At 56.4% G+C, this 13,727-nt stretch carries 11 protein-coding genes; 7 read left to right on the top strand and 4 right to left on the bottom strand.

Going from position 1 to position 13,727, the window contains the following annotated elements:
- Positions 1-4: 4 nt before the first annotated feature.
- The gene (rlmKL, locus tag RS584_RS07670; RefSeq protein ID WP_315749226.1) at positions 5-2,113 is read right to left on the bottom strand and encodes a bifunctional 23S rRNA (guanine(2069)-N(7))-methyltransferase RlmK/23S rRNA (guanine(2445)-N(2))-methyltransferase RlmL; all 2,109 of its coding nucleotides are present in this window, start codon (positions 2,111-2,113) and stop codon (positions 5-7) included.
- Between the two features lie 98 nt (positions 2,114-2,211).
- Between rlmKL and RS584_RS07665 the strand changes: the two genes are divergently transcribed.
- Positions 2,212-3,321, top strand: coding sequence for a YcbX family protein (locus tag RS584_RS07665; protein ID WP_047732491.1), 1,110 nt, complete (start codon positions 2,212-2,214; stop codon positions 3,319-3,321).
- Here RS584_RS07665 and zapC read toward each other — a convergent pair.
- Positions 3,318-3,860: a cell division protein ZapC gene (gene zapC / locus RS584_RS07660; protein ID WP_315749222.1), complete on the bottom strand. Its 543-nt coding sequence runs from the start codon at positions 3,858-3,860 to the stop codon at positions 3,318-3,320. The genes RS584_RS07665 and zapC overlap by 4 nt on opposite strands.
- A gap of 166 nt (positions 3,861-4,026) precedes the next feature.
- Positions 4,027-5,037, bottom strand: coding sequence for a quinone-dependent dihydroorotate dehydrogenase (gene pyrD, locus RS584_RS07655; RefSeq protein WP_015570907.1), 1,011 nt, complete (start codon positions 5,035-5,037; stop codon positions 4,027-4,029).
- A 249-nt stretch (positions 5,038-5,286) separates the two neighbouring features.
- Between pyrD and ssuE the strand changes: the two genes are divergently transcribed.
- Genes ssuE through ssuB form a run of 5 tightly spaced genes read left to right on the top strand, consistent with a single transcriptional unit; the run spans position 5,287 to position 9,527 of the window.
- Positions 5,287-5,862, top strand: a complete 576-nt coding sequence (gene ssuE, locus RS584_RS07650; protein ID WP_003858180.1) for an NADPH-dependent FMN reductase — start codon at positions 5,287-5,289, stop codon at positions 5,860-5,862.
- Positions 5,855-6,817: a sulfonate ABC transporter substrate-binding protein gene (locus tag RS584_RS07645; RefSeq protein ID WP_047732497.1), complete on the top strand. Its 963-nt coding sequence runs from the start codon at positions 5,855-5,857 to the stop codon at positions 6,815-6,817. Before ssuE ends, RS584_RS07645 begins: the two co-directional genes overlap by 8 nt.
- Positions 6,814-7,959: an FMNH2-dependent alkanesulfonate monooxygenase gene (gene ssuD, locus RS584_RS07640; protein ID WP_315749219.1), complete on the top strand. Its 1,146-nt coding sequence runs from the start codon at positions 6,814-6,816 to the stop codon at positions 7,957-7,959. The genes RS584_RS07645 and ssuD overlap by 4 nt, the downstream gene beginning before the upstream one ends.
- Positions 7,960-7,968: 9 nt before the next feature.
- Entirely contained in the window at positions 7,969-8,760 is a 792-nt protein-coding gene (gene ssuC / locus RS584_RS07635) for an aliphatic sulfonate ABC transporter permease SsuC (RefSeq protein WP_003858185.1), read from the top strand.
- Positions 8,757-9,527, top strand: coding sequence for an aliphatic sulfonates ABC transporter ATP-binding protein (gene ssuB / locus RS584_RS07630; RefSeq protein ID WP_015570909.1), 771 nt, complete (start codon positions 8,757-8,759; stop codon positions 9,525-9,527). Before ssuC ends, ssuB begins: the two co-directional genes overlap by 4 nt.
- Positions 9,528-9,627: 100 nt before the next feature.
- Here ssuB and pepN read toward each other — a convergent pair whose 3' ends face one another.
- Positions 9,628-12,240, bottom strand: a complete 2,613-nt coding sequence (pepN, locus tag RS584_RS07625; RefSeq protein WP_015570910.1) for an aminopeptidase N — start codon at positions 12,238-12,240, stop codon at positions 9,628-9,630.
- Positions 12,241-12,494: 254 nt separating this feature from the next.
- On the opposite strand from pepN, the gene pncB reads away from it, so the two are divergent.
- Positions 12,495-13,697 carry a nicotinate phosphoribosyltransferase gene (pncB, locus tag RS584_RS07620; protein ID WP_015570954.1) on the top strand — a complete coding sequence of 401 codons (1,203 nt, stop codon included), beginning with the start codon at positions 12,495-12,497 and terminating at the stop codon, positions 13,695-13,697.
- The last annotated feature ends 30 nt before the right edge of the window (positions 13,698-13,727 follow it).

The following is a 13,727-nucleotide window of genomic DNA, read 5'->3' as shown; positions in this document are numbered from 1 at the left end:
CCTTTCAGACCGCGGAGATCAGCCAGCAGTTGTGGATTTGACGGTTACGGGCAAAGTCCTGAGACAGCGTTTTTTGGCTGATTTCTTGTGCTTTCAGTCCCAGTTCGGCCAGGCCGTCGTGATCCATGCGGAATCCGCGCTTGTTATTCGAGAACATAATGGCGCCGCCTTTACGCAGCAGACGCTTCAGGTCGGTCATCAGGCGCAGGTGATCGCGTTGAACATCAAAGCTATCCTCCATACGCTTGGAGTTAGAGAAGGTCGGCGGATCGATAAAGATCAGGTCAAACTGCTCGTCGGTATCGCGCAGCCAGCCCAGCACGTCGGCCTGTAACAGGCGATGCTGACGGCCGGTTAAGCCGTTAAGACGCAGGTTGCGCTCTGCCCACTCCAGATAAGTCCGGGACATATCTACCGTGGTGGTGCTACGCGCGCCGCCAAGCCCCGCATGAACGCTGGCGCTGCCGGTATAGGAGAACAGGTTCAGGAAGTCTTTCCCCTTGCTCATCTGGCCCAGCATGCGGCGGGCGATACGGTGATCGAGGAACAGGCCGGTATCAAGGTAGTCGGTCAGGTTAACCCACAGGCGCGCGTTATATTCGCCCACTTCGAGGAAGTCGCCTTTCTCGCCCATCTTCTGATACTGATTTTTACCTTTCTGACGCTCACGGGTTTTCAGCACCAGCTTGTTTGGCGAAATGCCAAGTACGGCGATGGTGGCCGCAATCACATCCAGCATACGCTGACGCGCTTTTTGCGCATCGATAGTTTTCGGCGGGGCGTATTCCTGAACCACCACCCAGTCCGCATAGCGGTCAACCGCCACGTTGTACTCGGGCAGGTCAGCGTCGTACAGGCGATAACATTCGATGCCTTCTTGCTTCGCCCACTTCTCAAATTTCTTCAGGTTTTTGCGCAGGCGGTTGGCGTAATCTTCCGCCACGCCTGACGGTTTGCTATCCGCCGCTACCTCTGCCAGATGGTAGTTTTTCTGCACGCAGTCCAGCGGGCCGTTTTTCGCTTTGAACTGGCGATCGGCACGCAATTGCAGGCAGCTCAGCAGCTCCGGCGAGGCGCTAAACAGGGAGAGGTTCCAGCCGCCGAAATGCGCTTTCATGTTGCGGCCCAGCAGGCTGTGCAGTGCAATCAGCGCCGGCTCGCTGTCCAGACGCTCACCATACGGCGGGTTGCTGATCACCGTACCGTACGGGCCTTTTGGCAGAGGATTGGTCAGATTCGCCACGTCCTTCACCTCGAAGGTCACCAGCTCGCCGATACCGGCACGACGGGCGTTGCTGCGCGCGCGTTCAATCACCCGTGCGTCGCTGTCCGAACCGTAAAAGTGAGAGGTGTACTCCGCCAGCCCTTTACGGGCGCGGGTCTGCGCATCGTCTTTGACCTCTTTCCAGATGGCCTCATCGTGCTGCGCCCAGCCTTTGAAGCCCCAGTGGCCGCGGTGCAGCCCTGGCGCACGGTCGGTGGCCAGCATCGCGGCTTCAATCAGCAGCGTACCGGAACCGCACATCGGATCGAGCAGCGGCGTACCTGGCTGCCATCCGGAGCGCATCACGATAGCGGCAGCCAGTGTTTCTTTGATCGGCGCCATCCCGGTGCGATCGCGATAGCCGCGCAGATGCAGGCCTGCGCCACTCAGATCCAGGGAAATACTGGCCGTATCGCCGTTCAGCCAGACGTTGATACGCAGATCCGGGTTTTCACGGTCAACGTTCGGACGTTCTTTATTGCGACGCGTGAAGCAATCCACAATGGCATCCTTAACGCGCAGGGCACCATACTGGCTGTTGCGGATCTCATCGTTGACGCCGTTGAAATGCACCGCAAAGGTAGCGTCCGGTGTGAAGATCTCTGTCCAGTCGATCATCTGTACGCCGGTGTAGAGATCAAGATCGCTGTAGACCTTGCACTCTTTCATCGGCAGCATGATGCGCGACGCCAGACGGCTCCACATCAGGCTCTGGTAAATAAGCCGCGTGTCGCCCTCAAAATGGACACCACCCTGAACCACCCGGCACTCTTTCGCGCCCAGGGCTTCCAGTTCAGTTTTTAACAGCTCTTCCAGCCCACGGGCCGTACTGGCAAACAGAGAATTCATATCGTCACTTTTACTCATAGAAAATTGTCGCGCATTATAGCTAATATGGCGTGTATGTCATAAAGTTGAAGGCTTATTTTCTTTAGCGGGAGTGTGCAGTGGCGACGTTATCCAGGCTTTTTATTCATCCGGTGAAATCCATGCGCGGCATCGGCGTCTCTCACGCGCTGGCCGATATGAGCGGATTCGCCTTCGATCGTATTTTTATGGTCACCGAGCCTGACGGTACGTTTATCACCGCACGTCAGTTCCCGCAGATGGTTCGCTTTACCCCTTCCCCGCTTCATGACGGGCTGCATTTGACCGCGCCGGACGGTTCATGCGTCGTGATCCGCTTTGCTGATTTTGCGCCGCTTGATGCGCCAACGGAAGTGTGGGGCAACCATTTTACCGCGCGTATCGCGCCGGATAACATTAACCAGTGGCTGAGCGGCTTTTTCTCCCGTGACGTTCAGCTGCGCTGGGTTGGGCCTGCGCTGACCCGTCGCGTGAAGCGCCACGATGCGGTTCCTCTCTCCTTCGCGGATGGTTTTCCCTTCCTGCTGACCAGCGAGGCCTCGCTGCGTGATTTACAAAACCGTTGCAAAGCCAGCGTGCAGATGGAGCAGTTTCGCCCGAATCTGGTGGTGACCGGAGCGGATGCCTGGGATGAAGATACCTGGAAAGTGATCCGCATCGGCAGCGTTATTTTTGATGTCGTGAAGCCGTGCAGCCGCTGTATTTTTACCACCGTCAGCCCGGAGAAAGGCCAGAAACACCCTTCCGGCGAACCGCTGAAAACCTTGCAGTCATTTCGTACCGCGCAGGATAACGGTGATGTCGACTTCGGCCAGAACCTGATCCCCCGCTCCAGCGGCGTGATCCGCGTGGGCGACGAGGTCGACATTCTCACCCGCGGGCCTGCCAGGGTGTACGGCGCAGGTCAGGAAGAAGAGATGGTTGACGTTGTCACCAACGTCGCTTCCGCGGTGGATATTCACTGGGAAGGCAAAGTTATCCGTGGTAACAATCAGCAGGTGCTACTGGAACAGCTGGAACAGGCAGGTATCCGCGTACCGTATTCCTGTCGCGCGGGGATTTGCGGATGCTGTCGCATTAAACTGGTCGATGGTGAAGTAAGTGCCCTGAAGAAATCTGCAATTGGCAGTGACGGCACGATCCTGTGCTGTAGCTGTGTCCCGAAAACATCCGTACAGCTGGAAGCTTAAACTGCCTGTTCAAGGCTGAAGGAATCAACGCGCAGCTGTGGCTTCAGCCTGTCATTCATCACTTTGATGGCATCACCTAACTGCATAACTCGCCCGGCAATGGTCACGCCGGGTTGGGCCAGCAAACAGAGCGCAGCGTTTTCGCCGGGTTCAACCACCAGCAAATTCACCTCTTCTTCGGTATCGCTCAGATTGACGCTGGCCGCATCGCCGATAGCCGGGGTCCAGCTCATGCCGTGGGCGAGAAAATGCCAGCTTTTCGGCATTTGCGGTTTCAGGAAACGGATCGCCACCAGCGCATTTAGTACCAGTTCAGCGCGCTGTTCTTTGGAGAGATCGAAGTCGCGGCATTTTTCTTCAAAAGAGAAATAGAGTGCAGCGTCGTCAACGCAAAAGCCAGAGGGAGCAAACGCGTCTGGCGTTAACATTCGGCGCGCAAAACGAGAGCGAAACAACATGCCATTGGCTAAGTCGAGCATCATACGGTCATGCTCGTCACAAAAATACCAGCGCCAGTTATCGTCAGGTTTAATTCGCATGTTTCTCTCCCGTCCCCTAAACGTCCTGTACTAAAAATGTCCTGTTTGCCGCTTCGCTTATAACACTAGTAATAAAAGACTATAATGTTTAAATAAGCAACAATGACGGAATATAAAACAACCAGGGCTGGAAATAAAGCCCTGGTTGTCTGATTAAGAGAAAAGATTAGATATGCGTGACGATTTCTTTAATCAGCGGCGGCCCTTTAAAAATAAAGCCGGAATAAATTTGCACCAGCGATGCACCTGCCGCCATCTTCTCGCGTGCAGCGATGACAGAGTCAATGCCACCCACGCCAATAATCGGCAGTTGGCCTTTTAATTCTGCGGAGAGTGCGCGAATAATTTCGGTGCTTTTTAATTGTACCGGACGGCCACTTAATCCACCCGCTTCGTCACAGTTTTTCATTCCCTGAACGAGAGAGCGATCGAGTGTCGTATTGGTTGCAATCACACCATCAATATTATGGCGAACTAAACTGTCGGCAACCTGGATCAATTCTTCTGCCGAAAGATCCGGGGCGATCTTAACCGCGACCGGAACATATTTATGGTGGATCGCCTGTAGCGCCGTTTGTTTATTTTTAATGGCGCTAAGAAGATCGTCGAGCGCTTCGCCATATTGTAATGAACGCAGCCCTGGGGTGTTAGGCGAAGATATATTCACCGCAATATAACCGGCATAGGCATAGACTTTTTCCATACAAATCAGATAGTCATCTTTACCCTGCTCGACCGGCGTGTCTTTATTTTTGCCAATATTAATACCCAGCACGCCATCAAAATGGGCTTTCTTAACGTTCTCAACCAGATGATCGACGCCAAGGTTATTAAAGCCCATGCGGTTGATCAGCCCCTCGGCTTCAACCAGGCGAAACAGACGTGGCTTGTCATTTCCCGGCTGCGGACGCGGCGTCACCGTCCCGATTTCGATCGAGCCAAAGCCCATCGCACCGAGTGCATCAATGCATTCGCCATTTTTGTCCAGACCGGCCGCCAGGCCCAGTGGATTTTTGAAAGTCAGGCCCATGCACTGAACTGGTTTTTCCGGCACGTTTTGACGCACCAGCGCGGCCAGAGGCGTTCCTGTAATACGGCGTAACTGCTGAAATGTAAATTCATGAGCGCGCTCAGGATCGAGCTGGAAAAGGGCTTTACGAACGAAGGGGTAGTACATGAACTCTCCTGGATTCCCGGTGTGCAAACCGGGAGGGGATTATGTGCGATCCCGCCCGGAAAGGGAATTGACCTGTGGCAAAAAAAGCCACGTAAAACGCAATCGTTTACTTATCGCTTCGCTTCTTATGCATTTTTCTGCATTCATCCTGAGGATAAATCATTTAGTGGAATAACCGCGCAATGTCACACTCCTGAAAATTGTTATGAATGTTAGATAAAAGCAAACAATTAGTTATAAGGAGCAACCATGCGCGTCATTACCCTGGCCGGAAGCCCCCGCTTCCCCTCTCGCTCCAGCGCACTGCTGGAATACGCTCGCGAAAAGCTTAATGCTCTGGATGTCGAAGTGTGTCACTGGAATTTGCACAATTTCGCGCCTGAAGATCTGCTCTACGCCCGTTTCGACAGCCCGGCGCTGAAAACCCTGATCGAACAACTTAAGAGTGCTGACGGGCTGGTCGTCGCGACACCGATTTATAAAGCTTCTTTTTCCGGCGCACTGAAAACGCTGCTCGATCTGCTGCCCGAACGCGCGCTGGACGGTAAGGTCGTCCTGCCGCTGGCCACAGGCGGTACGGTAGCCCATTTACTGGCGGTGGATTATGCCCTCAAGCCGGTTCTGAACGCGCTGAAAGCGCAGGAGATCCTGCATGGCGTCTTCGCTGACGACTCACAGGTAATCGACTACCAGCATAAACCCCATTTCACGCCGAATCTGCAAACCCGCCTCGACAGTGCGCTCGAAACCTTCTGGCACGCCCTGAACCGTCGGGATCGCCACGCGGCGGCATTTCATCAATCACAAGGAGTGGCGCATGTTTAAAACAGTTACCCGTATCGGGCTGGCAGGTCTGCTGGCAGTGGCGTCGCTGGCTCAGGCGGCAGAGAAAGCGCCGGAGAGCCTGCGTATCGGTTATCAGAAAGGCAGCGTCAGCATGGTGCTGGCGAAAAGCCATGCGTTGCTTGAGAAGCGTTTCCCGGAGACCAAATTCTCATGGGTCGAGTTCCCTGCCGGACCACAGATGCTGGAGGCGCTGAACGTCGGGAGTATTGATTTAGGCAGCACAGGCGATATCCCGCCGATCTTTGCGCAGGCTGCCGGGGCGGATCTGGTTTACGTTGGCGTTGAGCCCGCCAAACCGAAGGCAGAGGTTATTTTGGTGCCGGAAAACAGCGAGATCAAAAGCGTCGCCGACCTCAAAGGCCATAAGGTTGCTTTCCAGAAAGGTTCCAGCTCGCACAACCTGCTGCTGCGCGCGTTGCAGGAGGCCGGCCTTAAATTCACCGATATCCAGCCCGTTTACCTGACGCCTGCCGATGCGCGCGCGGCGTTTCAGCAAAAAAATGTTGATGCCTGGGCTATCTGGGATCCGTACTACTCCGCCGCACTGTTGCAGGGCGGTGTGCGGGTGCTGAAAGACGGCACCACCCTGAAGCAGACCGGCTCGTTCTACCTGGCGGCACGTCCTTACGCTGAGAAAAATGGCGCATTTATTCAGCACGTGCTGGATACCTTCTCTCAGGCCGATGCGCTGACCCAAAGCCAGCGTCAGCAGAGCATCACGCTGCTGGCAAAAACCATGGGCCTGCCTGAACCGGTGATCGCCACCTATCTTGACCACCGTCCTCCCACCACCATAGCACCGGTTGACGCCCACGTTGCCGCTCTCCAGCAGCAAACGGCAGACCTCTTTTATCAAAACCGCCTGGTTCCAAAGCAGGTGAATATTCGCGAACGCATCTGGCAACCCGCTGGCATTGAAGGAAAAAAATCATGAGTCTGAATCTTTTCTGGTTTTTACCCACCCACGGTGATGGACACTATCTTGGCACAGAAGAAGGCGCCCGCCCGGTCGATCACGGCTATCTACAGCAGATCGCCCAGGCGGCAGACCGCATCGGTTTTACCGGGGTACTGATCCCGACGGGCCGCTCGTGTGAGGATGCGTGGCTGGTTGCCGCGTCAATGATCCCCGTCACCCAGCGCCTGAAATTCCTGGTAGCCTTGCGCCCGAGCGTGGTGTCGCCAACCGTCGCGGCGCGTCAGGCGGCAACGCTGGACAGGCTTTCCAACGGCCGTGCGCTGTTCAACCTGGTGACGGGCAGCGATCCGCAGGAGCTGGCGGGCGATGGCGTCTTCCTCGATCATACCGAGCGCTATGAAGCCTCCGCAGAGTTCACCCGCGTCTGGCGACGTCTGCTGGAAGGGGAAACCGTCACCTTCGAAGGGAAACATATCCACGTTCGCAATGCGCAGCTCTACTTCCCGCCGGTACAGCAGCCGCGCCCTCCCCTCTATTTCGGCGGATCGTCGGACGTGGCGCAGGAGCTGGCGGCTGAGCAGGTCGATCTCTATCTGACCTGGGGCGAGCCACCGGAGCTGGTGAAAGAGAAAATTACTCAGGTACGCGCTAAAGCCGCAGAACATGGCCGTACGGTACGCTTCGGTATTCGCCTGCACGTGATCGTCCGCGAAACCAACGACGAGGCCTGGCAAGCCGCCGACCGTCTGATCGCTCATCTGGACGACGACACTATCGCCAAAGCACAGGCGGCGTTTGCCAAAACCGATTCCGTGGGCCAGCACCGGATGGCCTCCCTGCACAACGGCAAGCGTGAAAATCTTGAGATCAGCCCGAACCTGTGGGCCGGGGTAGGTCTGGTGCGCGGCGGCGCCGGCACGGCGCTGGTCGGCGACGGTCCAACCGTAGCGGCACGTATTAATGAATACGCGGCGCTGGGGATCGACAGCTTTATTCTGTCTGGCTACCCGCATCTGGAGGAGGCGTACAAGGTGGGTGAACTGCTGTTCCCGCACCTGGATGTCGCTATCCCGGAAATTCCGCAGCCACGTCAGCTACAGTTGCAGGGCGAAGCCGTGGCGAACGCGTTTATCCCGAGAAAAGTCGCGCAAAGCTAAGGAGCCACCATGTCTGCAACCGCACAAAAATGGCTGCTGCGCGCCGCGCCGTGGTTTCTGCCCGTCGGCATTGTCCTCGTCTGGCAACTGGCGTCTTCAACTGGCTGGCTGTCGAGCCGCATTTTGCCCTCTCCGGAGGGCGTTGTGGAAGCGTTCTGGTCGCTAAGCGCCAGCGGTGAGCTGTGGCAACATCTTGCCATCAGCTCCTGGCGCGCGGTAATTGGCTTTTCGATTGGCGGAAGCATCGGCCTGACGCTGGGGCTGATCAGCGGCCTGTCACGCTGGGGTGAGCGGCTGCTGGATACCTCCGTTCAGATGCTGCGTAACGTGCCGCATCTGGCGCTTATTCCGCTGGTTATCCTGTGGTTTGGCATTGATGAGAGCGCCAAAATTTTCCTCGTGGCGCTGGGAACGTTATTCCCGATTTATATCAATACCTGGCATGGGATCCGCAATATCGATCGCGGTCTGGTTGAGATGGCCCGCAGCTATGGCCTGTCAGGTTTTGCCTTGTTTACCCATGTGATCCTGCCGGGCGCCCTGCCCTCCATTATGGTTGGGGTGCGTTTTGCGCTCGGCCTGATGTGGCTAACCCTGATCGTGGCGGAAACCATTTCGGCTAACTCCGGCATTGGTTATCTGGCGATGAACGCCCGCGAGTTCCTGCAAACGGACGTGGTGGTGGTTGCCATTATCCTTTATGCCCTGCTCGGCAAACTTGCGGACGTCAGCGCCCAGTGGCTGGAACGTAGCTGGCTGCGCTGGAACCCGGCCTACACCGCTCAGGAGGCGAAAGCATGAATACTGCACGACTGAACCAGGGAACACCGTTACTGCTGAACGGCGTGACCAAACGCTACGGCGACAACACCATTCTGAATGCACTGGATCTGCATATTCCTGCCGGACAGTTCGTGGCCGTTGTCGGCCGCAGCGGTGGCGGCAAGAGTACCCTGCTGCGTCTTTTAGCCGGGCTGGAAGCGCCAAACAGCGGTGACATTCTGGCAGGCACTACGCCGCTGGCCACGATTCAGGATGATACGCGCATGATGTTTCAGGACGCGCGTCTGCTGCCGTGGAAAACGGTGATGGATAACGTCGGGCTGGGCCTGAAGGGCAGCTGGCGGGAGGACGCCCGGCAGGCACTCGCTGCGGTAGGGCTGGAGAATCGCGCGGGAGAGTGGCCTGCGGCCCTGTCGGGTGGACAAAAGCAGCGCGTAGCGCTGGCACGCGCGCTGATTCACCGTCCCGGCCTGTTGCTGCTCGATGAACCGCTCGGCGCGCTTGATGCCCTGACGCGGATCGAGATGCAGGATCTGATTGAAACCCTCTGGCAGACGCACGGCTTTACGGTGCTGCTGGTGACGCATGATGTCAGTGAAGCCGTGGCAATGGCAGACAGGGTGCTGTTAATAGAAGAGGGCAAAATTGGTCTGGATCTGACGGTAGATATTCCACGTCCTCGCCGCGTGGGATCGGCCAGACTGGCGGAGCTGGAAGCCGAAGTACTGGATCGGGTGATGAAACGTGGGGAAGCGGAGATTCAGCGGATAAAGGCTAATGCCTGATGCCCTCACCCCGGCCCTCTCCCACAGGGAGAGGGAGAAAACCGATGCCCCGCGACCCCACGTAGGCCCGGTAAGCGTAGCGCCACCGGGCTTTTTTACATCAGGCGAGCGCCTTAGCAATCTTCTCGTACAGATCGCCAGACAGATTTTCCAGCCCTTTCAGCTGCTCAAGCGCGGCGCGCATTTTCGCCTGACGCTGCGCATCGTAACGTTTCAGGCGGATCAGCGGCTCAATCAGACGAGACGCCACCTGCGGGTTACGGCTGTTCAGCTCGGTCAGCATTTCAACCATGAACTGATAACCGCTGCCGTCTTCAGCATGGAACGCGGCCGGGTTGCTGCTGGCGAAGGCACCAATCAGAGAGCGGACGCGGTTCGGGTTGCTCATGGTGAACGAACGGTGCTTCAGCAGGCTGCGAACCTTGCTGAGTACATCGGCTGCCGGGCTGGTGGCCTGAAGGATGAACCACTTGTCCATCACCAGACCATCCTGATGCCACTTATCGTCGTACTCCTGCATCAGCGCATCGCGGCACGGCAGCTCGGCGGCAACGCTTGCGGCGAGCGCGGCCAGGGCATCCGTCATGTTATCGGCTTCGTGGTACTGCTTGCTGACCAGCGTGTTCGCCAGCTCTGCCTCACCAAACGCCAGATAGCGCAGGCAGGTATTGCGCAGGGAACGTTTACCGATATCCGCATGTTCCACCCGATACGCGTCCAGCTTGTTGGCGTTGTAAATGGCGAGGAACTCATCTGCCAGTTCGGTCGCCAGCGTGCGGGTCAGCGCTTCACGCACGGCGACAATGGCAATCGGGTCGATGATGTCAAACAGCTCGGCGATTTCAGTCGCAGAAGGCAGCGTTAAAATTTCAGCCGCCAGCGCCGGGTCAATGTTCTCATCCAGCAGGATGGCACGGAACGCGTCTGCCACATGAACCGGCAGCGTCAGCGGCTGGCCCTGCTGGTAACGGTTGACGTTCAGCTTGATGTAGGTCGCCAGCAGGCTTTGTGCCGCATCCCAGCGCGAGAAATCGTTGCGCGCGTGACGCATAAGGAACGTCAGCTGCTGATCGCTCCACTTGTATTCGAGTTTCACCGGCGCGGAGAACTCGCACAGCAGGGCAGGAACGGGCTGGAAATAGACGTTATCGAAGATAAAGGTCTGCTCTGCCTGGGTCACGTTCAGCACGTTATGCACCGGGTGGCCGCCCTTCTGTAACGGGATCACGTTGCCTTCGTTGTCGTACAGCTCAACGCTGAATGGAATGTGCAGCGGATGTTTCTCTTCCTGCTCGGCAGTTGGCGGCGTGCGCTGGCTGATGGTCAGCGTGTACTGCTCGGTTTCCGGGTTGTAGTCGTCTTTGACCGTCACGATCGGCGTACCGGCCTGGCTGTACCAGCGGCGGAAATGAGACAGATCGACGTTAGAGGCGTCCTCCATCGCCTGGACGAAATCGTCGCAGGTGGCCGCACTGCCGTCGTGACGCTCAAAGTAAAGCTGCATCCCTTTCTGGAAATTCTCTTCGCCCAGCAGGGTGTGGATCATACGGATAATTTCAGCGCCTTTTTCATACACCGTCAGGGTGTAGAAGTTATTCATCTCAATGACTTTATCCGGGCGGATCGGGTGCGCCATTGGGCTGGCATCTTCTGCAAATTGCAGACCACGCATGGTGCGCACGTTGTTGATGCGGTTCACCGCCCGCGATCCCAGATCGGAGCTGAACTCCTGATCGCGGAAGACGGTTAAGCCCTCTTTCAGGCTCAGCTGGAACCAGTCGCGGCAGGTGACGCGGTTCCCGGTCCAGTTATGGAAATATTCGTGGCCGATAACGCGTTCGATATCGAGGTAATCTTTATCCGTGGCGGTATCGGTACGCGCCAGCACGTATTTAGAGTTAAAGATGTTAAGACCTTTATTCTCCATCGCGCCCATGTTGAAGAAATCGACCGCAACGATCATATAGATGTCGAGGTCATATTCGAGGCCAAAGCGCGTTTCATCCCACTTCATGGAGTTGATGAGGGAGGTCATTGCCCACGGTGCGCGGTCAAGGTTGCCACGGTCCACGAACAGCTCCAGCGCGACTTCACGGCCAGAGCGCGTTTTAAAGGTGTCGCGCAGGACATCGAAATCTCCCGCCACCAGCGCAAACAGATAGCAGGGTTTCGGGAACGGATCCTGCCACTGTACCCAGTGACGGCCATTCTCCAGTTCCCCTTCACCAATCCGGTTGCCGTTGGAAAGCAGGTACGGGTACAGCGTTTTGTCGGCAATAATTTTGGTGGTAAAGCGCGCCAGGACGTCCGGGCGATCCAGATACCAGGTAATGTGGCGGAAACCTTCGGCTTCACACTGGGTACACAGGGCTACGCCTGACTGGTAAAGTCCTTCCAGCGCGGTATTGGCGGCAGGGCTAATTTCATTCACGATGCGCAGGGTAAAGCGTTCCGGCAGGTTGTCGATGACCAGCTGGTTGCCTTCTTCTTTATAGTCTGACCAGGCTTCATCGTTAATATGCAGGGAAACCAGCGTCAGGTCTTCACCATCCAGACGCAGCGGCACGGCTGTCGCGCTCTGGCGCGTCACCTGGCTTACCGCCGTCACCACGGTTTTTGTGGCATCCAGGTCGAAAGTCAGATCGATATCGCTTATCAGGTATTCCGGCGCACGATAGTCGTGGCGGTATTTAGCTTGTGGCTGTTGTGTCATAGAAAACCTTATGCATCGTTTGTCGAGTAACGATTCAATATATTCCTGTTGTGTAAAACGCGCTATGCAGAATGTTCATCTTTTCAGGCACAACGCCCTTTTTAGCTACATTTTTATAACACGGGGCACGAAATGCTCTCGACCATAAAGTGTGCTTATGTTGTGATCGGGGTTCAATAAATCACTAAACAGGGTATACTCCGGAGTTGTTTATTGTACTAAACGCTCCCGTGAGAGGATGCTACAGCGCACCTATGACTCAATTCGCTTCTCCGGTTCTGCATACGTTGCTGGATACCGACGCGTACAAGCTGCATATGCAGCAAGCCGTGTTTCACCACTATCATGATGTCCATGTTGCGGCGGAATTTCGCTGCCGGGGTGACGACTTGCTGGGTATCTACGCAGATTCCATTCGTGAACAGGTCGAGGCCATGCAGCATCTGGCGCTCACCGATGACGAATATCAGTGGCTTTCAGGCCTGCCTTTCTTTAAAGCGGATTATCTGAACTGGCTGCGTGAGTTCCGCTATAACCCGGAACAGGTCACCGTCACCAATGATAACGGCAAGCTGGACATTCGTCTGACCGGCCCGTGGCGCGAGGTGATCATGTGGGAAGTGCCGCTTCTGGCCGTGATCAGCGAGCTGGCCCACCGCTATCGCTCCCCTGAAACCGGTGTGACGCAGGCGGTTGCCGCTCTGGAGAATAAACTCGTTGAGTTTTCCAGACTGACCGAAGGGCTGGATATGTCCCGATTCCGTCTGATGGACTTTGGCACGCGCCGCCGCTTCTCTCGCGAGGTTCAGGAAGCCATTGTCAGACGTCTGCAACAGGAGCCGTGGTTCGTTGGCACCAGTAACTACGATCTGGCACGTCGCCTTGATTTAACGCCGATGGGCACCCAGGCGCACGAATGGTTCCAGGCGCACCAGCAGATCAGCCCTGACCTTGCCAACAGCCAGCGCGCCGCCCTCGCCGCGTGGCTAGAGGAATACCCGGATCGGCTGGGTATTGCCCTTACCGACTGCATTACCATGGACGCGTTCCTGCGCGACTTTGGCCCTGAGTTTGCCGAACGCTACCAGGGTTTGCGCCATGATTCCGGGGACCCGGTTGAATGGGGTGAGAAAGCCATCGCCCATTACGAAAAACTGGGCATCGACCCCATGAGTAAGGTGCTGGTCTTCTCCGATAACCTTGACCTGGCGAAAGCCGTCGACCTTTATCGCCATTTCTCATCGCGGGTGAACCTGAGTTTCGGGATTGGTACGCGGTTAACCTGTGATATTCCTCAGGTGAAACCGCTGAACATCGTCATAAAACTGGTGGAATGTAACGGTAAGCCGGTCGCGAAGCTCTCCGACAGTCCGGGCAAAACCATCTGCCATGACAAAGCGTTTGTCCGCGCATTACGTAAAGCCTTCGATTTGCCTCAGGTTAAAAAAGCCAGTTAACGGCTTCGGGGGAGCCTTCATGGCTCCCCT

This window comes from Enterobacter sp. DTU_2021_1002640_1_SI_PRY_ASU_LCPMC_013 (assembly GCF_032389435.1).
Classification (GTDB): Bacteria; Pseudomonadota; Gammaproteobacteria; order Enterobacterales; family Enterobacteriaceae; genus Enterobacter; species Enterobacter hormaechei_C.
The sequence above is the reverse complement of the archived record's forward strand: the minus strand, read 5'-3'. Positions and strand labels throughout refer to the sequence as shown.

What these genes read in the sequence shown, in the direction of transcription:
- rlmKL (WP_315749226.1), bottom strand. Translation starts at nt 2,113, where the DNA reads ATGAATTCTCTGTTTGCCAGTACGGCCCGTGGGCTGGAAGAGCTGTTA.
- ssuB (WP_015570909.1), top strand. Translation starts at nt 8,757, where the DNA reads ATGAATACTGCACGACTGAACCAGGGAACACCGTTACTGCTGAACGGC.
- RS584_RS07645 (WP_047732497.1), top strand. Translation starts at nt 5,855, where the DNA reads ATGTTTAAAACAGTTACCCGTATCGGGCTGGCAGGTCTGCTGGCAGTG.
- pyrD (WP_015570907.1), bottom strand. Translation starts at nt 5,037, where the DNA reads ATGTACTACCCCTTCGTTCGTAAAGCCCTTTTCCAGCTCGATCCTGAG.
- ssuC (WP_003858185.1), top strand. Translation starts at nt 7,969, where the DNA reads ATGTCTGCAACCGCACAAAAATGGCTGCTGCGCGCCGCGCCGTGGTTT.
- pepN (WP_015570910.1), bottom strand. Translation starts at nt 12,240, where the DNA reads ATGACACAACAGCCACAAGCTAAATACCGCCACGACTATCGTGCGCCG.
- zapC (WP_315749222.1), bottom strand. Translation starts at nt 3,860, where the DNA reads ATGCGAATTAAACCTGACGATAACTGGCGCTGGTATTTTTGTGACGAG.
- pncB (WP_015570954.1), top strand. Translation starts at nt 12,495, where the DNA reads ATGACTCAATTCGCTTCTCCGGTTCTGCATACGTTGCTGGATACCGAC.
- ssuD (WP_315749219.1), top strand. Translation starts at nt 6,814, where the DNA reads ATGAGTCTGAATCTTTTCTGGTTTTTACCCACCCACGGTGATGGACAC.
- ssuE (WP_003858180.1), top strand. Translation starts at nt 5,287, where the DNA reads ATGCGCGTCATTACCCTGGCCGGAAGCCCCCGCTTCCCCTCTCGCTCC.